The 21,435-nt window shown below is 68.4% G+C and carries 20 protein-coding genes; 4 read left to right on the top strand and 16 right to left on the bottom strand.

Annotated features, from left to right (window positions below):
* Nucleotides 1–41: 41 nt before the first annotated feature.
* The 5 genes from ACYVLP_RS08290 to ACYVLP_RS08270 all read right to left on the bottom strand — a co-directional run bounded on the left by ACYVLP_RS08290 (nt 42) and on the right by ACYVLP_RS08270 (nt 6,351).
* Nucleotides 42–1,226 (bottom strand): ABC transporter ATP-binding protein, encoded by a 1,185-nt coding sequence (locus tag ACYVLP_RS08290; protein WP_460626867.1) that lies wholly within the window; start codon nt 1,224–1,226, stop codon nt 42–44.
* A gap of 33 nt (nt 1,227–1,259) precedes the next feature.
* Nucleotides 1,260–2,093, bottom strand: coding sequence for a carbohydrate ABC transporter permease (locus ACYVLP_RS08285; protein WP_452269916.1), 834 nt, complete (start codon nt 2,091–2,093; stop codon nt 1,260–1,262).
* Nucleotides 2,093–3,049: a carbohydrate ABC transporter permease gene (locus ACYVLP_RS08280; RefSeq protein WP_460626866.1), complete on the bottom strand. Its 957-nt coding sequence runs from the start codon at nt 3,047–3,049 to the stop codon at nt 2,093–2,095. The genes ACYVLP_RS08285 and ACYVLP_RS08280 overlap by 1 nt, the downstream gene beginning before the upstream one ends.
* Before the next feature lie 37 nt (nt 3,050–3,086).
* The gene (locus ACYVLP_RS08275) at nt 3,087–4,412 is read right to left on the bottom strand and encodes an extracellular solute-binding protein (RefSeq protein ID WP_460626865.1); all 1,326 of its coding nucleotides are present in this window, start codon (nt 4,410–4,412) and stop codon (nt 3,087–3,089) included.
* Nucleotides 4,413–4,599: 187 nt separating this feature from the next.
* Entirely contained in the window at nt 4,600–6,351 is a 1,752-nt protein-coding gene (locus tag ACYVLP_RS08270; RefSeq protein WP_460626864.1) for a SulP family inorganic anion transporter, read from the bottom strand.
* Between the two features lie 148 nt (nt 6,352–6,499).
* Here ACYVLP_RS08270 and ACYVLP_RS08265 point away from each other — a divergent pair, with 148 nt between their 5' ends.
* Nucleotides 6,500–7,387 carry a class I SAM-dependent methyltransferase gene (locus ACYVLP_RS08265; RefSeq protein WP_460626863.1) on the top strand — a complete coding sequence of 296 codons (888 nt, stop codon included), beginning with the start codon at nt 6,500–6,502 and terminating at the stop codon, nt 7,385–7,387.
* Here ACYVLP_RS08265 and ACYVLP_RS08260 read toward each other — a convergent pair.
* Entirely contained in the window at nt 7,298–8,065 is a 768-nt protein-coding gene (locus tag ACYVLP_RS08260; protein WP_460626862.1) for a YwaF family protein, read from the bottom strand. The two genes, ACYVLP_RS08265 and ACYVLP_RS08260, sit on opposite strands and share 90 nt — an antisense overlap.
* Nucleotides 8,066–8,107: 42 nt before the next feature.
* Here ACYVLP_RS08260 and ACYVLP_RS08255 point away from each other — a divergent pair, with 42 nt between their 5' ends.
* A complete protein-coding gene (locus ACYVLP_RS08255) occupies nt 8,108–8,275 on the top strand; it encodes a type II toxin-antitoxin system RelE family toxin (protein ID WP_460626861.1) in 168 nt (55 codons plus the stop codon).
* A gap of 7 nt (nt 8,276–8,282) precedes the next feature.
* On the opposite strand, the gene ACYVLP_RS08250 is transcribed toward ACYVLP_RS08255, so the two are convergent.
* Genes ACYVLP_RS08250 through ACYVLP_RS08240 form a run of 3 tightly spaced genes read right to left on the bottom strand, consistent with a single transcriptional unit; the run spans nt 8,283 to nt 10,745 of the window.
* On the bottom strand, nt 8,283–9,596 hold the full coding sequence (locus tag ACYVLP_RS08250; protein WP_460626860.1) for an RNA polymerase sigma factor: 1,314 nt from the start codon (nt 9,594–9,596) through the stop codon (nt 8,283–8,285).
* A 39-nt stretch (nt 9,597–9,635) separates the two neighbouring features.
* Nucleotides 9,636–10,007 carry a YciI family protein gene (locus ACYVLP_RS08245; RefSeq protein WP_452269909.1) on the bottom strand — a complete coding sequence of 124 codons (372 nt, stop codon included), beginning with the start codon at nt 10,005–10,007 and terminating at the stop codon, nt 9,636–9,638.
* A 36-nt stretch (nt 10,008–10,043) separates the two neighbouring features.
* Complete coding sequence (locus ACYVLP_RS08240) at nt 10,044–10,745, bottom strand: DUF998 domain-containing protein (RefSeq protein WP_460626859.1); 702 nt, start codon at nt 10,743–10,745, stop codon at nt 10,044–10,046.
* Between the two features lie 154 nt (nt 10,746–10,899).
* Between ACYVLP_RS08240 and ACYVLP_RS08235 the strand changes: the two genes are divergently transcribed.
* Nucleotides 10,900–11,133: a hypothetical protein gene (locus ACYVLP_RS08235; RefSeq protein WP_460626858.1), complete on the top strand. Its 234-nt coding sequence runs from the start codon at nt 10,900–10,902 to the stop codon at nt 11,131–11,133.
* Between the two features lie 98 nt (nt 11,134–11,231).
* Here ACYVLP_RS08235 and ACYVLP_RS08230 read toward each other — a convergent pair whose 3' ends face one another.
* From ACYVLP_RS08230 to ACYVLP_RS08205, 6 genes are all read right to left on the bottom strand, one after another.
* Nucleotides 11,232–12,713, bottom strand: a complete 1,482-nt coding sequence (locus ACYVLP_RS08230; RefSeq protein ID WP_460626857.1) for an ethanolamine ammonia-lyase reactivating factor EutA — start codon at nt 12,711–12,713, stop codon at nt 11,232–11,234.
* Nucleotides 12,710–13,825 (bottom strand): cupin domain-containing protein, encoded by a 1,116-nt coding sequence (locus ACYVLP_RS08225; protein ID WP_460626856.1) that lies wholly within the window; start codon nt 13,823–13,825, stop codon nt 12,710–12,712. The genes ACYVLP_RS08230 and ACYVLP_RS08225 overlap by 4 nt, the downstream gene beginning before the upstream one ends.
* A 60-nt stretch (nt 13,826–13,885) precedes the next feature.
* The gene (locus tag ACYVLP_RS08220; RefSeq protein ID WP_460626855.1) at nt 13,886–15,103 is read right to left on the bottom strand and encodes an MFS transporter; all 1,218 of its coding nucleotides are present in this window, start codon (nt 15,101–15,103) and stop codon (nt 13,886–13,888) included.
* Nucleotides 15,104–15,112: 9 nt separating this feature from the next.
* On the bottom strand, nt 15,113–16,255 hold the full coding sequence (locus tag ACYVLP_RS08215; protein WP_460626854.1) for an ABC transporter ATP-binding protein: 1,143 nt from the start codon (nt 16,253–16,255) through the stop codon (nt 15,113–15,115).
* Between the two features lie 22 nt (nt 16,256–16,277).
* Nucleotides 16,278–18,029: an ABC transporter permease gene (locus ACYVLP_RS08210; protein ID WP_460626853.1), complete on the bottom strand. Its 1,752-nt coding sequence runs from the start codon at nt 18,027–18,029 to the stop codon at nt 16,278–16,280.
* 131 nt (nt 18,030–18,160) lie between these two features.
* The gene (locus ACYVLP_RS08205) at nt 18,161–19,273 is read right to left on the bottom strand and encodes an ABC transporter substrate-binding protein (protein WP_460626852.1); all 1,113 of its coding nucleotides are present in this window, start codon (nt 19,271–19,273) and stop codon (nt 18,161–18,163) included.
* A gap of 234 nt (nt 19,274–19,507) precedes the next feature.
* On the opposite strand from ACYVLP_RS08205, the gene ACYVLP_RS08200 reads away from it, so the two are divergent.
* Nucleotides 19,508–20,251: a FadR/GntR family transcriptional regulator gene (locus tag ACYVLP_RS08200; RefSeq protein WP_460626851.1), complete on the top strand. Its 744-nt coding sequence runs from the start codon at nt 19,508–19,510 to the stop codon at nt 20,249–20,251.
* A gap of 101 nt (nt 20,252–20,352) precedes the next feature.
* Here ACYVLP_RS08200 and ACYVLP_RS08195 read toward each other — a convergent pair whose 3' ends face one another.
* Nucleotides 20,353–21,378, bottom strand: a complete 1,026-nt coding sequence (locus ACYVLP_RS08195) for a cupin domain-containing protein (protein WP_460626850.1) — start codon at nt 21,376–21,378, stop codon at nt 20,353–20,355.
* Between the last annotated feature and the right edge of the window lie 57 nt (nt 21,379–21,435).

Below are 21,435 nucleotides of genomic sequence, written 5' to 3'. Positions count from 1 at the left end.
CGGCATACGCCCCACCGTCTTGGGTCCCGTGGTCCCCGCGGTCAGCTCACTGCGGGCTCCGGCCGGGCGGCATACTGCGTGAGGTTCTCACCGCTCGCGGGGTCGAAGATGTGGGCCTGCTCGCTGTCGAACCAGAGGTCGGTCGTCATGCCGCTCTTGATCCGGCTCTGGGCGTCGAGCGACACGACCAGCTGGGTGCGCATCTGCTCGCTGTCCAGCTCGCGCTGGAGCTCCTTGAGCTGTTGCGTCACGTCATGGGGCGCCTCGTACGGCACGTAGGCGTACAGCTCGTCTCCGAGCCACTCGGTCACGTCGACCGTCGCCGAGAACGTGTGCCCACGCGACCGGACGGCCGGGTCGACGAGCGAGGCGTCCTCGAAGTGCTGCGGACGGATGCCCACGATGACCAGCTCGTGCCCGGCCGAGCGCTTGAAGCGGTCGCTCACAGCCACGTCGCCGAACGGCGTCTCGATGCCGCCGTCCCGCACTCGCCCGGGGATGAAGTTCATCGGCGGCGAGCCGATGAAGCCGGCGACGAACAGGTTGGTCGGGGAGTCGTACAGGTCGTGAGGGGTCCCGACCTGCTGCATGACTCCCTTGCGCAGCACGGCGATCCGGTCTCCGAGCGTCATCGCCTCGGTCTGGTCGTGGGTGACGTAGACCGTCGTGGTGCCGAGCCGGCGCTGCATGCGGGCGATCTCGGTGCGCATCTGGCCGCGGAGCTTGGCGTCCAGGTTCGACAGCGGCTCGTCGAAGAGGAACGCGTCTGCCTTGCGGACGATGGCCCGGCCCATCGCGACCCGCTGGCGCTGCCCGCCGGAGAGGTTCGCCGGCTTGCGCTCGAGGTGCTCGGTCAGCTCGAGGACCTCGGCTGCCTCCATCACGCTCGCCTTCACCTCCGACTCGGGAGCGTTCTTGAGCCGCAAGGGAAAAGCGATGTTCTCGAACACGTTGAGGTGCGGGTAGAGCGCGTAGTTCTGGAACACCATCGCCAGGTTGCGGTCGCGCGGGGCCTTCTCGTTGACGCGGGTGCCGTTGATGAGCATCTCGCCGGAGGTGATGTCCTCCAGCCCGACGATCATCCGCAGCAAGGTCGACTTGCCGCACCCGGACGGTCCCACCAGGATCACGAACTCACCGTCGGCGACGTCGAGGCTCACGTCGTCCACGGCCAGATACCCGTCGCTGTACTGCTTGACGATGTTCTTCATGGTGATGGCTGCCACGACTGACCACTCCTTTGGTTGACGAAGGGCACGTCAGCCCTTGACGGCGCCGGACGTCAGGCCCGCCACGATCCGGCGCTGGAAGACCAGAACGAGGATCACGACGGGGATGGTGACGACCACGGAGGCCGCCATGATTGCGGTCACCGGCGACTGGAACTGCGAGGCGCCGGTGAAGAACGACAGGGCGGCCGGAACAGTGCGGGCCTTGTCGGTCGAGGTGAGCGAGATGGCGAGCAGGAACTCGTTCCAGCAGAAGAAGAACGTGAGGATCGCGGTCGTGAAGACACCGGGGGCCGCGAGCGGCACGATGACCTTGCGGAATGCCTGCCAAGCCGTCGCCCCGTCGACCTGGGCCGCCTGCTCCATCTCCCACGGGATCTGCCGGAAGAACGCCGACATCGTCCAGATCGACAACGGGAGCGCGAAGGTGAGGTAAGGGATGATCAGGCCGACCCAGGTGTCATAGATGCCGAGGTTGCGCCACATGTTGAACAGCGGCCCGACGAGGGCGGCCTGGGGAAACATCGCGATAGCGAGGGCCATCGACAGAAGGAGCTTCTTGCCGGGGAATTCGAGCCGCGCGATGGCATAGGACGCGAACATCGCCACGATGACCGACAACAGGGTCGCGATGAGCGCGATACCCACCGAGTTGCGCAGAGCACTGGTGAACAGCGAGTCGCTGAAGACGGTCTGGTAGTTCGTCCACACCCATTCCTTCGGGAAGAAGGTCGGGGTCGCGCTGCGGAAGGTCGCCGGGTCCTTGAACGACAGTGACACCATCCACAACAGGGGGAACACCGCCCATACGAGGATGAGCAGACCCCAGATGGTCCACCATCTGGCGGCGCGTGGGCTCGTCATCAGCGGTCACCCCTCACCTGTGACAGGTCGGTCCGGAAGAGCTTGACGAAGATGAACGCGATGATGACGACCGTGAAGAACAGCAGGACCGAGATCGAGGACCCCACCCCGATATTGAGCAGGGTGACGTTCTGGCGGTAGGCCAGGAACGACAGGGTCTCGGTCTGGTTGGCGCCGGCCGTCATGATGAACGGGTTGTCGAAGATCCGCCATGCGTCGAGTGTCCGGAACAGCAGGGCCACCATGATCGCCGCCTTCATGTTCGGCAGGGTGACGCGCAGCAGCCGCTGCCAGGCGGTGGCCCCGTCCACCGAGGCCGCTTCCTGCAGGTCCCACGGGACCTGGACCAGACCTGCGAGCAGCAGCAGCGAGATGAAGGGCGTGGTCTTCCAGATCTCCGACAGGATGATGATGAACAGGGACGACCATCGCTGCCCGAACCAGTTGAAGTCGGCGAGGTTGAGCCACTGGTTGACGAAGCCGGAGTCGAGCTGGAAGGCGTACCGCCAGATGTATGCCGAGACCACCGTGATGATGCCGTAGGGCAGGAGTATGCCGGTGCGGACCAGGCTGCGGCTCTGCAGGATTCGGTACATCACGAAGGCGAACGCGAACCCGAGGACCAGCTCGACCGCGACGCTGGCGACGGTGATGATCAGCGTCGTGCTGAAGTCGGTCCACCAGACGGGGTCGGTCAGCACGGTCGCATAGTTGCGCAGGCCGACGAACTCCTGGCCGGAGGGGTCCGTGAGGCGGTAGTTGTAGAGCGAGAGCACCACCGCGTAGACCAGCGGGTATGCCGTCACGACCACCATGACGACGAACGCGGGGGCCGACAGGTAGAGCCCGAGACGACGCTCGTGGCGAGTGCGGTCGGAGATCGGCACCGGCGTCGCCGGGCGCGGCGCGGTCGCGACCGATTGCCCTGTGGCTGCTGCCGGTTCGTTGGCGGCCATGGCTCCTCCTGCTCTTCAGAGACGGGTTTCAGTTCGGCTACAGCAGTCGCTGGCCATGCAGGACGGCCGTCATGAAGTCACTGGTCTCCTTCGGCGTCTCCGGTGCGGTCACGCCGGTGGAGGGGTGCCAGGTGATCTGGACCGATGTCGAGACGTCGTTGTAGTACGGCGTGATCGGGCGTGGCCCGGCTCCGTTGATCGAGTCGCGGATCAGGTCGGCCATCGGGAAGACCTTGCGGACCTGTGGGTCGTCGTATGCCGCGGCCTTCGCGGCCGGGTTGCCGGAGTCGAGCATGTAGTCGATGTTGCTCTGGAGCGAGGTGACGCACTTGACGAGCTGGAGCGCCTGGTTCGGGTACTGGGTGTAGGCCCCGATGGCGAGGTTGATGCCGCCCAGCGGTGGCTTGCTCTCCTTGCCCGCGACGGCCTCCGGGTACCGCGCCCAGCCGATGTCGTCGACGACGGACTGCTGGATGGCCCCGGCCTTGGCGTCGCCCTGGGCGGCGCTGTACACGTAGGGCCAGTTGACCATGAACATCCCACGGTCGCCCTGGAAGGCCGAGCGCGCCTCTTCCTCGCCGGCCGTGGACATCGCCGGCGGCGCGGCGGACGACCGCGCCAGGGTGCCGATGATCTTTGCCGCGGCGTCCCCGGCGGGCGACGCGATCGAGGGCGTGGCGTCCTTGCCCGCCTCGACGTTGGTGATGATCTGCCCCCCGGCCGAGACCACGAGGGCGTTGATCCAGACCATGTAGCCCTCATAGCGGTTGGCCTGGACCCCGATCACCTTCTTCTGGCTCTCAGCGGTCTGGATCATCTGGTCCCAGGTGAACCCGGGCGCAGTCGGGTCGACGCCCGCCGCCGTCACGGCCGACTTGCGGTACCAGAGGAGCTGGGTGTTCGCCCAGAACGGCGCCGCGACGAGGTTGCCCTTCCAGAACGCTGTCTGGATGGGTGCCTGCAGGACGCCTTGGGTCAGGGTCGCCTCGTCCGACTTCGAGAACGGGCGCAGGAATCCGGCGTTGGCGAACTCCGCCACGAACGGCGGGTCGAGGCTCATCACGTCGATCGAGCTGTCCTGGGCCGCGAGACGGCGAACCAGCTGCTCGCGCTGCTGGGACGCGTCGTTCGGCAGCGTCTGGATGTTCACCGTGAAGCTGCCGTCCTTCGGGGTGCATTTCTCGGCCAGCCGCTTCTGGCCCCCGTTGTCCGGGTTGATGTACCAGTTCAGCGTCGGCGTGGTGCTCTGCTGGGAGCAGGCCGCCAAGAGCGGCACGCCGAGGGCCGCCAGAGTCAGGAAGACCAGCCTTCTGCGGACTCCGTGCCGTTGCGAAGTGCCCTTGCCTCGATACCCACGATCCACGACCACGCCTCCGTCCGGCGTTGCGCTTGCGCCACTCGCTCCCCCGCGGGCACGTCGCACGTTCCCGTGACGACGTTCTCCCAGGAGCACTCCCAGGGTGCGCTCCACCAGGCCCGCCGGTCGTCACTCGCAGCGGGTGAATGTCGGTGCTCGAGGCCCCCAGAGAACGGGCACGGTCAGCGTGCCGTCACGCCGGTCCGTCCGGGCCGCGCCAGGTCACCCCGGTCCGTCTCGAGTACTCGGCCACGGCCGCGCCAATGGTCGGCAGGAATCGCGACGGGTCGATCGTGCGGGACAGCTCGTAGCGCTCGATCTTGGCTCGCACGGGGTCCTTCATCTCCGCGAAGACCATGGACACGCCGCGGTCACCGAGCCAGGTGTCCAGGTCTTCGAGCATGTCGGCTGCCGTCGTGTCGACATCGGTGATCGGCTCCGAGGCCACGACGATCCAGCGCAGGTCCGGGTGGTCCTCAGGCATCGCACGCACGGTCTCGTTGAACGTCCGTGCGTTGGCGAAGATCAGGGGTGCGTCGAACCGGTACACGACCAGCCCCGGGAGCAGCTCGGCATCCGGGTAGCTCTTGGTGTCGTGCAGCCCGGCGATCCCCTCGACTCGGCCCAGCTCAGCCTGGTGCGGCCACCACGTACGGCGGAAGACGTTGAGGATCGACATCCCGACCGCGATGAGGATGCCCGGCAGCACACCGAGCAGGGCGACCCCGAGCAGGGCGACGATGGAGAGCAGGAACTCCATGCGCCGTTGCAGCCACAGCCGGCGGGTGCCGGGGACGTCGGTCAGTGAGATCGCGGCCGCGACGACGATGGCTCCGAGCGTCGGCTGCGGCACGTACTGCATGAGGGCGTTGGCGAACAGCAGGACAACGGTGATCACCGCGGCGCCGACGAGCCCGGTGACCTGGGAGCGAGCGCCCGCCTGCTCTGCGACCGCGGTGCGCGACCCGCTCGTGCTGACCGAGAAGCCCTGGAAGAGCCCGGCCGCGATGTTGGCGGCCCCGATCCCGACCATCTCCTGGTTCCCCTGCACACGTTCGCCCTTGCGGGCGGCGAAGGCGGACGCAGTGGACATCGTGTCCGCGAGGGCGACGACCGCGATCGCGAGCGCGCCGAGGAACAGCGGCGGCAGATCGCTCAATCCGACGAGCGGGATCGTGAACGGTGGAAAGCCTTGCGGGAGAACGCCGACCGTGTCGACACCCTGTGCCTGGAGGTCGAATGCCTTGACTGCGACGGCGGTCAGCACGACGAACACCAGCACGCTCGGCACCTTCGGCAGGAGCCGGTTCAGGAGCAGGATGCCGGCCAGGGCACCCAGCCCGATGACTGCGGCGACCGCGTTCGCCTCGCCGTTGGCGAGTCCTGACCCGAAGGCCCGGATCTCAGCGAGGAGCCCGTCCGCATCGGTGGAGAAGCCGAAGATCTTGGGCAGCTGGCCGACGATGATGGTGAGGGCGAGCCCGTTCATGTAGCCGATCTGAGTCGGTTTGGAGAGCAGGTCGGCCACGAAGCCGAACTTGGCGAGCCCGGCGACGACCATGATGACCCCGACCATGATCGCGAGGACGGACGCGAGCGCGACCGCACGAGCCGGATCACCCCCGGCAAGCACCAGCGGGGTGATCGTCGCCGCGATCATGGGACCGAGCGAGGAGTCGGGCCCGAGGACGAGCACCCGCGACGGCCCGAAGACGGCATACGCGACGAGGCAGAGGATCGAGGTGTAGAGGCCCGTCACCGGCGGCAGTCCGGCCAGCTGGGCGTAGGCCATCCCCTGCGGCACGAGCAGCGCCGACAGCACCAGGCCCGCGATGAGGTCCTTGGAGAGCCACGGGCGCTGGTACGACCTCGCCGCCCCCAGGCCGGGCACATGCCCCTGCCACCCCCGTGCGGCCTCGTCGGGCCGGTCAGCGACGGCGCTCATGCGGGGCGGGTCATCGCGCGGGCGCCGGGCGCCCGGCGCGGACCCGAGTGGTCTTCGAGACCATGCAGGGCAGCGTAGTCCGCGAGCCCGCCTGCCGTCGGCGGTCCGCGACGATGGGCCCGATGGCCCACGATGCTTGACTGTTCGCATGGGTGACCAAGCGACTGAGCAGGCGGCCAGCTCGACGGCCGTGCTGGTCTGCCAGGGCCGGGCGGCAGCATTCGGACGCTACGCCGTGGGCCGTTTCCACGACTCCGTCGCTCGCGAGCTGCTCGACCCGTCCGAGCTGGCCGTGGTCGACGACGTCAGAGAGGGACGCGTGCCGCCCTCCGGACCGCAGCGCATGAGCCATGAGATGGTCCAGTGGGTTGGCGTGTCGATGGTGCCTCGGACCATCGCGATCGACGAGGCGGTCGCGCAGCACGGAGCAGCTCAGGTCGTCATCCTCGGAGCTGGACTGGATTCGCGTGCCTGGCGCATGACCGAGGTCGCGTCGGCGACGGTGTTCGAGGTGGACCACCCCGCCTCGAGCCGCGACAAGCTGCGCAGGCTCGCTGGCCGCCCGGCCGTCGCCGCGACAGTCGTCCCGGTCGCGGTCGACCTCTCCCGCGACGCGCTCGCGCCGGCGCTCGAGCACGCCTCCTTCGACCGGTCGGTGAGGACGACGTGGGTCTGGGAAGGGGTCGTGCCCTACCTGACGGCCGAGGCGGTGCGGTCGACCGTCAACCAGGTCGCCCATCTCTCGGCGCCGGGGAGCCGGCTGGTCGTCAACTACCAGGCGAAGTCGCTGCGCACCTCAGCGATGCGGAGGGTGATGCGACTCCTGCTCCGCGTCACTCGGCAGGAGGACCCGATGGCGCGCGAGCCGTGGCGCTCGCTGTGGCGACCGGACGGCATACGAAAGCTCTTGTCGGACAATGGGTTCGACGTCGAGTCCGACCTCGACCTACTCGAGCTGTCGGCCGGGCTCGACCTGCCCGCCGGCAACCCTGGTTCGCTGCGCAACGGCCGGGTCGCCGTCGCCAACCACCGCTGACGGGGGTGAGCGACGGCGCGACCGGCGGAAGGGCAGGTCGAGCAGCACCAGCAGCAGGTAGGCGACCGCCGACGCCGTGAGCAGGTACCACGGCCACGGCCCGAGCGCCGAGAGCAGCGTGGCCCGGTCAGGTGGTGCGGCGAGGTACATGTAGTTCGAGCCGGTGGCCCAGTCGAAGATCCCGAGCAGCACGGCGTAGGCCACGGTCAGGCCGAACACGCGTGGCACCGCCCCCGGGCGGGGCTCCAGCCGCAGGCCTACGACGAGGTAGAGCGCAGCGATCACGATGCCGAGGTGCCCCGCCACGAACTGGAAGAACTCGACCTGTGGGAACCCGGCGCTCAGGTCCGGGGTGATGACCGCCTGCAGCGTTCCGGCGAGCCCCCAGAAGTAGGTGAGCTCCACACCGAGCTGCCAACCCGGCCACCAGCAGGTCACCGCCGCGACGACGAGCGCGAGGTCGCACAGGGCCAGCGGGAGCGACGTCTGCACCGACCAGCCGCCCTGCACCAGCGGGCGGACGAGGAAGACGACCGCGTCGAGCGCCAGCACGATCGCGATCGCTCGCCCGGCCCACGTCGTCCATGGTCCCGGCCGTCGGCGGCACCCGACGCACAGGGCGACCGCGATGGCAGCGCCCAGCGCCACGGCGATCCAGTAGGCGAGCGGGGTGCTCACCCCCTCATCATCCGCCCGACGCGAGGCCGATACATCGGGACGTTGCCGGATCGACATCGGAGGTCGACGGGCGTCACGGCCAATTGCATCCGTGGCATCCACTCTGCTCGCCGGGGCACCTACCGTGTGCTGTACCGGATCAACGAGTCGCAGCGGGAGGTCGTGGTTCTGCGAGTAGACCACAGACGTGACGCCTACCGGCCGAGGTGATCGCTCATCAGCGCTGTCCGGGCCGCCTGGAGGCCGCTGCGCGGCCCAGCGCCGTCGCCACGCGGCGGGTGAACAGCGACCGCTCGGTGGCATTGCGGGTCAGCCCGGCCGCCCGCTCGAACGCATCCGCCGCTTCCGTATGCCGTCCGGCGCGGTCGAGCAGGTCCCCTCGGACTGCGTGCAGCTGCGGGTAGGCGTCGAGCGTGCCTGACGCCGCGGCCCGCTCGACGATCTCGAGCCCGCGCTCAGGTCCGTGCGCGAAGCCGACCGCGACGGCCCGGTTGAGCTCGACGACGGGTGACGGCCAGACACCCAAGAGCACCTGATAGAGATCCGCGATGCGAGCCCAGTCGGTGTCCTCAGGTCTCTGAGCCCGGGCATGGCAGGCGGCGATGCCTGCCTGGAGCCGGTAGGGACCGACCGGGCCGTCGAGCGACTCGGCCGTCGCGAGGGCGGAGAGCCCCCGGCGGATGAGCAGCCGGTCCCAGAGGCGTCGGTCCTGGTCCGGCATGAGCACCGCCGACCCGTCCGGCCCGACTCTGGCGGGCAGGCGCGAGGCCTGGATCTCCATGAGGGCCAGGAGGCTGTGCACCTCGGGCTCGTTCGGGACGAGCGTCACGAGGAGGCGGCCGAGACGCATGGCGTCCTGGCAGAGCATCGGGCGCGTCCAGTCCTCGCCGGTGGTGGCGGAGTATCCCTCGTTGAAGATGAGGTAGATCGTCTGGAGCACCGATGCGAGGCGCTCGGAGAGGTCGTCCGGCGAGGGGAGGTCGAAACGAACTCCCTTGTCGCGCAAGGTGTTCTTGGCCCGAACGATGCGCTGCGCCATCGTCTTCTCCGGCACGAAGAAGGCCCGGGCGATCTCCTCTGTCGTGAGGCCGCCCAGGCAGCGCAGGGTCAGCGCGACGCGGGACTCGAGCGAGAGCACCGGGTGGCACGCAGTGAAGACGAGCCGGAGCAGGTCGTCACCGACGTGGTCGTCGAGCCGGTCGACCAGGTCGTCGCTGTCCACACCGGGCTCGTCGTCGAGGACATCGCGGCCGAGCACCGCGACCTTGCGCTCGAACGTTCCCGCCCGACGGTGGGCGTCGATGGCCCGTCGCTTCGCGGTCGTCATGAGCCACCCACCAGGGTTGGGCGGGATCCCGGCCACCGGCCACTGCTCCAGCGCCACAAGGAGTGCGTCCTGAGCCAGGTCCTCGGCCGTGCCGAGGTCACCGGTGATGCGGGCGAGCGCTGCGACGAGGCGCCCGGACTCGATCCGCCAGATCGCCTCGACGGCCCGACGCGACGCGGCCTCGCCCGTCTGGTCACCCTCCACCCCGACGACCCTACGTCAGCGGGCGGGATGCCCGGGTCGTCACTGGGGTGGCGCGAAGTCCTCCGGGCCCATGACCTTGAGGACCTCGGACTCACCCTCCCAGCCGGGCCAGAGGTCGACGTGGAGCTTCATGAAGCGGGAGGTCCACTCGACGGCCTCCTCCTTGGACCGCACCTCGTAGACCGCGTAGGAGATGTACTCCTTCGCCTCCGTGAAGGGTCCGTCCATGACGGACAGCTCCCCGCCCGCGACGGTGACCCGCGCCCCCGCCGTGCTGGGCGACAGTCCGGCGGTGTCGAGCAGCGCGCCCGAGGCGGTTGCCTCCGCGCCGAGGTCGACGATCGCGGCCATGAGCCCTTCGGGAGGCGGGGCGGCAGGCCGGGTGCCCTTGAGGATGATCAGGTAACGCATCGGAGTCTCCTTGTCCTAGAATCGATTTCAGTGTGATCAGTCGGCGAGCGACCGGTACTCGTGGACCGCGATGACGGCGATCCAGGCGAAGACGAGCACGACGGCCGCGGTGAAGAGCAGGTTCGCGGCGACGCTACCCGCGCCCGAGGCGACGCAGAGGAACCCGCCGATGAAGACGACGCCCGTGACTCGGGAGAAGACTGCAAGACCGCGCTCGCCGTCTGACGTGAGCCGTCGGGCGACGACGAAGCACGCGGCCGCGATGGCACTGAACCCGACCCCCGCTGCCGCGAAGTGCAGTATGCCGTGGGTCGTCACGGTGCCGACGCCGTCCGGGGTGCCTGCGGGGAAGCCGAGGGCAGGGTCGGCGCGGAAGATGCCGGCCGCCACGAGGCAGACGCCGAACGTCGCGACGAGCCTGGGCGCCCATCGCACACCAGGGCCGCCCGCGAGCGCACGACGGAGTCCGACGGCGAAGGCGACGATCATGATCCCGGTGAGGACGAAGTTCGCCACCTGGAGCCAGCCGAGGTCGCCGTTCTCGAGGAGGCTCCACTGGTGTCGGGTGAAGTCGAAGCCGTCACGGGTCAGGCCCTGCACGACCGAGGTCGCGACGTAGAACGCCCCCGCGACGGCACCCCAGCCGAGTAGTGAACGGGTGACGTGCGTCGGGGTCCAGCCGTCGTCGCACGAGGTGTGCGCCGACGCCGGGCTGCTGGCGGGGCGGGTGATGCTCATGGTGGTCTCCTTGCGGTGTGGCGGCGGCCTCATGCCGCTCCTGTCACCCCCTCCACGATCGAGAAGACGCCCGATCTACATCACCCGCGAGGAAAGTTGAGTCGGCAGCAGCCGGGGCTGGAGACCACCGCCCACGCATGGGTACGGTGCCGTTATGGACATCTCGGAGTGGTGGCCGAAGCTCTCCGACTCGACCCGCGCGTGGCTGATCGCGCACAACGGTGAGCCGCTGACCGACGACGTCGCGCGCCAGATCCTGGCCGTGACGTCCGGCGCGACGGACCCCGCGTGGTGGGCAGGCGACTCGACCGACGGCCAGTCGCAGCTCACCGACGAGGCGATCGACTGGATCGAGTCCGCCGCCAACGACGAGTCCGAGCAGCTGTAGCGACACGCGCGCACGTCTCCAGCCGGGCCGCCTTGTCCTGCAGTGCTTTCCGGGCCATCGGCTAGCGCGGGCCCACACGATCGCGACTCGAGCGTGACTCAGAAGGCCAAGGACTTGATTGTGACGGGGAGGTTCCCCGACACCGGACGGACCCGACCCAGGTCGACGTGGTCGAAGTCGCGCAGGTGGATCCCGTCCAGGACGACGAGATCGGCCTGCGCGGTCGCCTCCTCGGTGAGCAGCCGCCCGACGCTCATCGCCACGTCGCCGTCGAGGAGGAGGTATGCCGTTCGGCCGGTGTCCAGACGTGAGCCGAGCCCCGCTGCGAGCCCCCGCACGAAGGCCGACAGCCGGGCATAGCTGGGTGCACCCGACCATCCGACGGCGAGCGCGAGGTCGTCCTCGGCCGCGACGCCCCTCCGGGTCAGCGCGTCCTGCACGGCCTGTGTGACCTTTGCGCTGTCCACGGTCTCGTCGACACACGGTCGGACCCGAGCCACGGGCAGGTTTCGCCGGGGCAGTGACCGGTCCGGGTTCGTGATCCGACCCGTGATCCCACTGAGCTGGACGGTGTGCTCGGAGGCACCGAACACCGTGGCCCTCATCGACTCCTCTCCGCGCAGGAGCGCCCCTGGCAGACGCCCCGCGTCGTCGTGGCGGGCGAGGGCCGCCGCCAGCGGCCTGCCGAGGTCGCCGAACTCGCGCGCCTCAGTGCCATTCAGGTATGCCGCGACGCCGCCGGAGAGGATCACCCCGTCCACCGGGACGGACAGGTCCGGACGGTCGGTGAGGAACAGCTGGTGCGCGCCACCGGACAGGGCGTCGACGATCGCGCCGGCCATGAGCTCGGCCACCTCGGCCAGGTCGGCCGCCGGCACGACATCGCCCAGCTGCCAGGTGAACCCGCCGGAGGCCGCGTGTCGGCGACCTCCCGGCTCGAGACGCACCACGGCGCCGCTGTCGTCGACCGCGATCAGCCTGCCTCCCACGTGGATCGCCGAGGTGCTGACCACGGTGCCCGCTTCGACCAGGGTGATCTTGGTCGTTCCCCCACCGATGTCGACGTTGAGGAGCCGACTGCCGTCCTCGTGGGACCTGCGGACGGTTCCGGAGCCGTATGCCGCGAGCAACGCCTCCATGTGGTGGCCCGCGGTCACGCACACGAGGTCTCCGGCCCGCGTGGCCACGACGGCGCCGACCGCTTCCGCGTTGCGCCGGCGAAGGGCCTCACCGGTGAGGATGACGGCGCCGGTGTCCACGTCGTCGGAGCCCCACCCGGCCCGGGCGTACGCCTCGTCGAGGATCTCGCCCACGGCTTCGGCAGCGATCTGGCCGTCGGCGGCATACGGCGTCAGCCTCGGCCCCGAGTCGTGGACGAGCTCCTTGCCGACGACCACATACCTGCTCGTCAGCGCCTCGGCGTGGCGTCTCAGGTGCAGTCGTGCCAGCGCCACCTGGGTGGTGGCCGACCCGATGTCCACCCCGACGCTGTGCAGGACCACGTTGTCCTGAAGCCACAGGGCAAGCGAGCCGGGCTCACCGTCGTGGTGGTCGTGGTCGTCATCCAGCGCGGCACTCACGGCTTGGACGGCAGATCGACGAGCTCAGCGGCATACGCCTCCTCCATGAGTGGCTGCATGCCGCTCTCGGCGAGGGCCTTGGCGAAGGTCTCACGCACGAGGGGCGACTCGTCGGCGTAGTCGATCTGGTCGCCACCGAGTCGCATGCTGATCCACGCCTTCGGGACGCCCTGCGCGTTGCGGATCGAGACTCCCTCGTGCTTGAACGCGAGGTAGCGGGCCGGCTCGCTGCCGGTGTTGAAGTGCTGGTGGAACCACATGTTGGGCGGAACGATGAGGCTGCCTGCCTTCCAGTCGTACCGACGCGGCTCCTCCCCCTCGGGCCACATGAGGCTGAAGCCCTCACCGCTGAGGATGATCACGTGCGCACCGGGACCGTGGCGGTGGCCCTTCTTGTAGGTCGCGGTCGGGAACTGGGAGATGTGGCTGTTCATCGAGCCCTTCGCCATCGAGAACCGGATGTGGCCACCGCCGGCCCCGCGCTCCTTCGCGGCGACGAGCGGCAGCGAGACCGCGTCGGCCACGAAGTTCGTCCTGAGCAGCAGTCCGTCGACCTCGTCCTTGTCCGCGAAGTAGTCGGGCTCTCCCGCGAAGCGGTTCAGAAAGTCTCGCGGGGTGTTGAAGACGAAGTCCGCGTCGTCGTAGAGGTTCAGAACCGGGGGCAGGTTGGTGGAGGCGACAAACCGCGCAGGGGCCGAGCCGGACCCGTTGAAGTGCTGGTGCCGCGCGTTCAGCGGGATGGCGAACATGGAACCCGGACCCCACTCGAACGACACCGAGTGTCCCGAGTCGTTCCACACGGTCGTCGACCCATGGCCCGAGAGCACGAGAACCATCTCCTCGCACAGCTGCTGGTGCGGGGCCAGCTGCCCGCCTGGCGGGATCTCGCAGACATAGCAGTCGTTGGAGGTCCGTGTGGCTTCGTGGTTGATGTAGACCCCTCGTCCGCCGCGCCGGGGCCACGGGCGCAGGTCTACGGTGTTGAGGTCGTACACGTAGTGGGCACTGATGATCTCGAGGCCCTCGTCACGCACCCATCGCACGTAGGGCGAGTCCTTCTCGGTCGCGAACTTCCGCGCCAGCTCATCGGAGACCACTGCGTCTCTGGTCACGTTTCCTCCAACGTCGTGTGTGACTAATGGTCAGACCATAGCGACGATCCAGCCAGGTCGCTAGACCCTCGGGCTGATGTAGGACCGGATGCCGGTCCCCAGGAACCGCACCCCGACAGCGATCCCCAGGACGAGACTTCCACCCAGTCCGAGGGCAACGGCCGGGCCGAACAGGCCGGCCCAGAAGCCGACGACGAGATCGCCGAGCGCAGGGCCGCCGCGGGAGGCCATCTGGTAGGCCGAGCCGACCCGGCCGCGTAGGTGGTCCGGAGTCTCCAGCTGCACTGCCGCGTGGCGCACGGATGTCGTGATCGCGTCACATGCGCCGAGCACCACGGCCGAGAGCACCACGAGCGCCGTGACCGAGGCGAGACCGAGGACCGCCACCATCGCGCCGTAGCCGGCTGTCGCTCGCAACGTCCACTGTCCCACCGGCGCGCCCGGCCCCGCCCGCCTCACCAAGGGGTAGGTCACGAGCAGAGCGCCGGCCGAAGGGGCCGCGGCGAGCAACCCGTAGCCGACCGGTCCCAGCTGCAGCGTGTCTCGTGCGATCGCCGGAAGGACCACCCGGTAGGCGCCGAGGATGGTGGCGCACAGGTCGAGGAGGACGAGGGACCGCATGACCCCCGGCCGCATCGCCAGCCGCACGCCTTCGGAGAACGGCGTTCTTGTCGAAGGGCGGCCGCGTTGCTCCGGCGCGCCCGGGCGCAGGGCGGCGACCAGGACCACCATCGCGGCATACGTCGCGGCGTCCAGCGCGTAGACCAGCTGGGGTCCCGCCACCGCGATGAGAACCCCGGCGATCGCCGGGCCGCTCAGCACCGCCAGATCGCGAGTCGGGTTGACGAGGGCGACGGCGCGCTGCAGCTGGGCGCGGGGCACCAGAGCCGGAAGCAGCGCTTGGCGCGCGGGCTGGTCACACGCGGTCGTCGCGGTGACCGCGAACATCGCCACCACCACACCGGCCCATGAGGCATCGGGCCGAGAGCTCGACCAGGCGAGCGCGCTCACGGCCAGCATGCCGAGCAGCTGGGTCGCCTGGACCACCCGTCGTCGGTCGTACCGGTCGGCGAGTATGCCGCCGAGCGGGCTGAACAGGAGGAAGCCGAGGGCGCTGACACCGCCGAGGATGCCGGTGCGGGTGATCGAGCCGGTCAGCTCGTAGACGTGGTAGACACTGGCCGCGATCGTCGCCCGGCTCCCGACCTGGGTCAGCGCGACGCCGGCGAGGTAGAGCGTGAGCTGCCGGTGGGCGAGCACGCCTGGAGGTGGGTGCACGCCCACGGCTCAGTCAGCCGGCACGAGCGACAGCTTGTCCTTGGTGAAACGCAGGTAGACGTGCGTGCCTGCCTCGACGGAGACGTGTGGGAGGCACCGGGCTCGGATCTCGTGCTTTCGCACCGCCACGACATGGTCGACCGCGTCGCCGAGGAAAGCGCGCGTCGTGACGACCCCCTCCCAGACGTTCTCGAGGTCGGCCGGAGCCGTCGAGGTGAGGTCGACCGCTTCGGGACGGATCGAGGCGACCACAGCCGAGCCGACCGGAAGGTCCGCGCTCGACTGAAGGACCAGCCGGCCCTCGGCGGTCTCGACGGTGTACGTGTCGCCCGACCGGGCATACACGTGTCCGTCGATGAAGTTCGACGTCCCGATGAACTCCGCGACGAACTTGTTCTGGGGGTTCTCGTAGATCGCGCGCGGCTTGCCCAGCTGCAGGATGCTTCCCTGGCTCATCACCGCGATGGTGGTGGACAGCGCGAGCGCCTCGATCTGGTCGTGCGTCACATAGATCGAGGTGATGCCGAGCTCTCGCTGCAGGCGCTTGAGCTCGTAGCGCAGGGACTCGCGCAGCTTCGCGTCGAGGTTGGACAGCGGCTCGTCGAGGAGCAGCAGGGGTGGCTCGATGACGATCGCGCGGGCCAGGGCCAGGCGCTGCTGCTGCCCGCCGGACAGCTTCGTCGCCTGCCGGTCCGCGAGTGTGCGCAGCTCCATCGTCTCGAGCACACGCATCACTCGCTGCTCGATCTCGGCCTTGCCCGGACGCCGGCCACGTGGCTTCACCAGAAGGGGAAACGCGACATTGTCGAAGACGGTCATGTGCGGCCAGATCGCGTAGGACTGGAACACCATGCCCAGGCCTCGCTGGTTGGCAGATACGTTGACCGGTTTGCCAGAGCCACCCATGCTGAACAGCGGGCGGCCGCTCACGCTGATGCTGCCGGAGTCGGGCCGCTCGAGCCCTGCGATCGACCGAAGGGTCGTCGTCTTGCCGCAGCCGGACGGGCCCAGGAGCGTGAACAGCTCGCCCGGCTCGACGGTGAACGTGACGTCGTTGACGGCGAAGACCCTTGCCGCGTCCTCGACGCGCTTGCCCCGTCGTCGGTGGCGGTCGGCATCGAAGGTCTTGGTCAGGTTGTTGACTTCGAGCATTCGAGAAAGCTCCTTCTAGAGGTCAGTCCCGCTGGAGGCCGACTTTGGCCCCGAGCTTGTAGGCGATGGCAACCAGGACCACGAGGGTGAGCACCATCAGCACGCCCATCGCGGCAAGCACGGTGAAGTGGCCGTTCTCGTACTCCTCGAAGATGAGGATCGACATGACCTCCTTGCCCGGGCTGTAGAGCAGGATGGAGCTCGACAGCTCGCGGAACGACACGACGAGGATGTAGATCCAGCCGGCAAGAAGTCCTGGCGACAGCAGCGGCACGAGCACCCGACGGAAGCTCTGCCACCAGCTCGCGCCGCTCACCGCGGCCGACTCTTCCAGCTCGCCGGAGATCTGCTGCATGGAGGTCATGGAGTAGCGCATGCCGTACGGGAGGTATCGGGTGACGTAGGCGATGAGCAGGATGAAGATCGTCCCGTAGATCGGGATGGGGCTGCGCAGGTAGACGAAGCTGAGGGCAAGGCCGAGCACCAGACCGGGGATGACCAGGGGGATGAAGGACAGGCCGTCGATGACTCCTCGTCCGCGGATCTTCGTCCTGGCCACGATCCAGGACGCGACGGCCATGAGGGCCATGACGATCGTCGCCGCCGCCACCCCCAGGAAGACGGAGTTGGTCAGCGCCGTGCCGAGCGAGCGCATCTCGAAGAGGTGCCGGTAGTTGTCGAGCGTGAGCATGGACAGCGTGTCCGACGAGGGTGCCGAGTAGAACGGCAGCAGCGACATGTACAGCAGGACGGCAAGTGGGGCGATGACCGTCATCAGGAAGTAGAGGACGATGACGGCTCCGGCGACAGGGCGGAACCGCCCGAGCTCGATCGGTCGCGGACGGAAACCCTTGCCGGTCACGGTCTGGAAGCCCTTGTCCTTGCGACCGAGGAACCGCGACATGGCGACACCGGCGATGGCGATGGCGAGCAGCCCGACGCCCAGGGCACCGGCCGCGCCGAGGTCCGGCGGGTATCCGCGCAGCACGAAGTAGATCCGGCTCGTGAAGACGTAGGTCCCGTTCTGAAGACCGAGGAGCGCCGGGACCTCGAAGCTCTCGAGGCTACGGACGCCGATGACCAGAACGCTGGCGACGATGGCCGGGCGGACCAGTGGGACCGTGACCTTGCGGAAGACGACCCACCGCCCGGCACCGGACATCAGCGCGGACTCCTCCAGCGACGGGTCCATGGACCGGAAGGCCGCGACCATCATCAGGAACACGATCGGCGACAGGTGCAGCCCCTCGACCCAGATCATGCCGCCGAGGGAGAAGACGTCGACCGTGCCGCCGTTGGTGACCCGGCTCAGGCCGGCGTTGAGCAGCCCGATGTCGGGGCTCGCCAGGAAGATCCACGAGATCGTGTAGAGGATGCCTGGGATGACGAGCGGGATGATCGAGGCCGCGAAGAACAGGGCTTTGAACGGGACGTCCGTGCGGACGTTGAGGTACGCCAGCCCGGTGCCGACGACGAGCGACAGGGCAGCCGAGCCGAGTGCGAAGACCAGGGAGTTGCCGATGAGGCTGAACACCCGGGAGTCGCCGTACGCGCGGGCGAACCCGGAGAGCGAGAAGCCTGACGCGTCGAAGAACGTGCCCCACAGCAGGTAGTACAGAGGGACGATGGCCAGGTAGGCGATGAGCAGAGTCACGGCTCCGGCGACGAGCACCTTGGGAGTGGGCCGGAACCGGCGCCAGGTCTGGCGATCGGGAACGACTGCCCACCGCCGGTGTGCGGCCGGGGTGTCGACAGACGGTGTGTCGGTGGTCACTGGCGTCTGGCCTTTCAGGGTGGGCTGCGCTTCCTGGGTGCCGGCTCGTGGCTTGCGCCGCGGCCTGGCGCTTCGGGTGCCGGCGCGTCGGGGTGGGGGGAGGGCCTCCGACGCGCCGGGCCACCGCATTCCTACTTGGAGGACTGGCCTTGTTGGACGGCCGCGGCGTAGCGCTCGTCCCAGGACTTCGAGTTTTTCGCGAGATCCGCCTCGTCCACCGCGATCACCTCGAGCCCTGCGAGCGGGTCCTTGCCGCCGGGGACCGACCCGATGCGGAAGTTGTCAGCGATGTTCTGCTGGCCATCCGTGAGCAGGAAGTCCATGAACAGCATCGCCGCGGCAGGGTGCTGGGCGTTGGCTACGAGACCAGCCCCGTTGGGACGAAGGACGACCGGCTGCACGGGCTGAGAGCCGTCTGCCCGCCAGGCCACCGGCTGGCCCTTGTCGGCCTGCTTGTCCACCGTGTGGGAGTAGGCCGACACGGCAACTGCGAACTGGCCGGCGCTGAGCAGCTCGCCCTGCACCGTGTGGCCCTTGACGATCTTGGAGTTGGCAGCGAGCTTCTGGAAGAGGTCGCCGACCTCGGTCTCGGACATGCCCTTGGCGGCCAGGTACTTCCACATCGTCGCGAACCAGTCCACGTCACCGACTTCCATGCTGACCTTGCCCTTCCACTCGGGCTTGGTCAGGTCGGCCAGTGCCTTGGGGGCGGTGGCCGCGTTGACGTTCTTCGTGTTCCAGGCCACGACGAACGCGTTGAACCGGTCGGCGGTCCATCCGTCCCGTTGGCCTTCCTTGCGCACCGCGTCCCGAAGCGCGCCCTGGTAGGGGTAGAACAGCCCCTCCTGGTTGATGACGGTCATCTCACCGGAGTTCGTCTCGACGAGGTCGACACCCTGGTAGTTGGCCTTGGACTCCTGGAGCACGCGCTGGAGCACCGACTCGGAGTTGCCCCGGTAGACGCTCACATCGATCTTGTACTTGTCCTCGAACGCGCTGACGACGTCGTCGAGGTCTGAGTTGGACGTGTAGACGGAGAGCTGCCCTTCCTTCTCGGCGAGCTCCTTGAGGGTGCTGGCGCGCTCTGCCCCGGTCAGCGCGTTGATCCTGTCGTAGACGGCCTTTGCCTGGCTGTCTACGGTTGAACTCGCAGCCGGGCCACCCACCGACGCCGTCGGGCTGGTGCCGCACGCAGCGACCAGCATCGTGGTGAGGGCAGCAGTGGCCACCAGGAACTTCTTCATTGAATCTCCCTTGTGACGAGCGGCGCGGAGGAGACCTTGAGTGGGCTTACGGTCTAACCATTAACCGCGTGGGGTGATGTCTACCACAGGCCGGGCGTCGTTGGGAAGGGCAACCTCAGCTGCACCGCCGTCTCCCGCGCGGACAGCACCCCTGGGTGAACGAATTCGCATACCATTGGGCCAATGAACGCAGCGCGACGCGCACCGTTCGAGAACACAGGGAGGAGGGGGCCTGTGGCTGATGCCAAAGCCTCCGCACATGAGGACACGCTGTTCCACCGGGTGAATGTGGACCGCGCGTCGCAGGTCATCGTGGACCAGATCAAGCTGCTCATCGGGCAGGGCCGGCTCGCCCCAGGCGATCGCCTTCCCAGTGAGCGAGAGCTCTGCCAGCAGTTCGGAGTCAGCCGCGTCACGGTGAGAGAAGCCCTGCGGGTGCTCGAAGCCAACGGCCTGGTCGCGATCCGCGTCGGCGCCCAGGGCGGGGCGTTCCTCACCAGCCCGTCCGCGGAGCAGGTCGGCGAGGGCCTGGCCAACCTGCTGAGGCTCTCGCCACTGACAGCGAGCTCGGTCACGGAGGCGCGTCAGGTCGTCGAGCTGGCGGTCCTGCCCTTGGTCATCGAGCGCGCCACGGCCGACGACATCGCAGAGCTGGTGGAGCTGCTGGACAAGGCCGATGCCGAAGCCGACCACGGGCGCTACTCCATGCGCTCGTCCGCGGACTTCCACATCAGGGTGGCCGCCTGCACCCACAACGCCGCCATCGAGATGCTGGTCCAGAGCTTTCACGGACCCATGCTCATGTCGCTCGAGGAGGCACAGGTGATCGCGCCGCTCATGGGCCGCAAGGGAGCGCAGGAGCACCGGGCGCTCGTCGACGCAATCGAGCATCGCGACCTCGAGGCGGCACGGACCATCATGGGCACCCATCTGCAGCGCACGGCCAAGCGGGTCTCTGCGATGGAGCGCCGCAGCTGACGACAGCACTGAGGGCCGAACCGCCACTGTTGGCGGTTCGGCCCTCAGTCATTCCCGAAGCCTGAGGGAGGGGACTCAGCTCCGGGTGCGCCCAGGCCCGCTCACACTCGAGACGCGAGCTCGCGCAGCGCCTCCGGGTGCACCGAGGCGGGCTCGAAGTAGTGGACGTTGTCGTATCCGAGATGCTTGAAGATCCGGTTCTGAGCATTGAACAGCCGTAGCGGCGTGCCGTCGGCGGCGAAGATCTGGCAGACGTGGTTCTGGGGAACGTAGAGCGTGTCGCCGCGGACGATGTCGTAGCGCTCAGGCTCCGTGGCGATCCGGGCGTAGTACTGCTCTGCGATCTCGGCCTCAACCTCCCACTGGAGCGCGTATCCCTCGCCCTCCAGGACGTAGAAGACCTCGTCCGCCATCTTCCAGTACTTGCCCGAGTGGCCGCCGGCCGGGATGTCCAGCTCGTAGGCGTCGATGCTGAAGATCCGACCGTCCGTCTGCTCGGGAGATGCGATCACCCGGACCCGCCCCAGCTCGGTGTCCTCCCAGTGCGTGTCATCCGGGCTGACGACCTTCTTGCGGTCGAGCACACCGGGCGTCCAGATCTTGCCCCACTCCTCGCGTGGCCCGAATCGCTCCTCCTGCTCCACCGGGCCGCTGCGGCCCTGCTGGATCAGGCCCATGAACATCCACGTGCTCTTGGCCTTCACCACGAGGGCGACAGCCTTCTCGTCGTACGGGTTGAAGTGGCGGTGCACCGAGTCGGTGTGCACATAGACGAGATCATCCTTGGCCCAGTCGTATCGCTGGTCGTCGTGGATCTCGTAACCTCGGCCCTCGAGGATGTAGAACGCAGCCTCGTTCTGGTGCCCGTGGCCGTGGTTCGACGACTGGCCGGGCAGCTCCACGAAGTGCACCTGGATGGTCTGGGTGAGGAAGTCCTCGTCACCGGGGCCGATCCGCCACCACGTGCGCGACTGCTCACTGTCGCCGGAGTGACCGACCTTCGCGTCGTCGACGACGACGGAGTCGTCCCGGACCCGCTCATGTGCGAGCTGCTGGCGGCGGAACTCACCGAGACCATAGGTCTCCGACGTGAGCCCCCTGACGAAGACCCGTCCTCGCTTGCCCATGCTGCCTCCCTTGGCTGCGTCGTGATCAACGCGGTCGCTAGATGCTAATGGTTTTAC

The organism is Intrasporangium mesophilum (genome assembly GCF_054783095.1).
This window is presented reverse-complemented; position numbering and strand designations above follow the sequence as displayed.

Excerpts from the sequence above, each read along its gene's own strand:
- ACYVLP_RS08285 (WP_452269916.1), bottom strand. The coding sequence starts at position 2,093 with ATGACGAGCCCACGCGCCGCCAGATGGTGGACCATCTGGGGTCTGCTC.
- ACYVLP_RS08280 (WP_460626866.1), bottom strand. The coding sequence starts at position 3,049 with ATGGCCGCCAACGAACCGGCAGCAGCCACAGGGCAATCGGTCGCGACC.
- ACYVLP_RS08270 (WP_460626864.1), bottom strand. The coding sequence starts at position 6,351 with ATGAGCGCCGTCGCTGACCGGCCCGACGAGGCCGCACGGGGGTGGCAG.
- ACYVLP_RS08265 (WP_460626863.1), top strand. The coding sequence starts at position 6,500 with ATGGGTGACCAAGCGACTGAGCAGGCGGCCAGCTCGACGGCCGTGCTG.
- ACYVLP_RS08245 (WP_452269909.1), bottom strand. The coding sequence starts at position 10,007 with ATGCGTTACCTGATCATCCTCAAGGGCACCCGGCCTGCCGCCCCGCCT.
- ACYVLP_RS08240 (WP_460626859.1), bottom strand. The coding sequence starts at position 10,745 with ATGAGCATCACCCGCCCCGCCAGCAGCCCGGCGTCGGCGCACACCTCG.
- ACYVLP_RS08235 (WP_460626858.1), top strand. The coding sequence starts at position 10,900 with ATGGACATCTCGGAGTGGTGGCCGAAGCTCTCCGACTCGACCCGCGCG.
- ACYVLP_RS08215 (WP_460626854.1), bottom strand. The coding sequence starts at position 16,255 with ATGCTCGAAGTCAACAACCTGACCAAGACCTTCGATGCCGACCGCCAC.
- ACYVLP_RS08205 (WP_460626852.1), bottom strand. The coding sequence starts at position 19,273 with ATGAAGAAGTTCCTGGTGGCCACTGCTGCCCTCACCACGATGCTGGTC.
- ACYVLP_RS08195 (WP_460626850.1), bottom strand. The coding sequence starts at position 21,378 with ATGGGCAAGCGAGGACGGGTCTTCGTCAGGGGGCTCACGTCGGAGACC.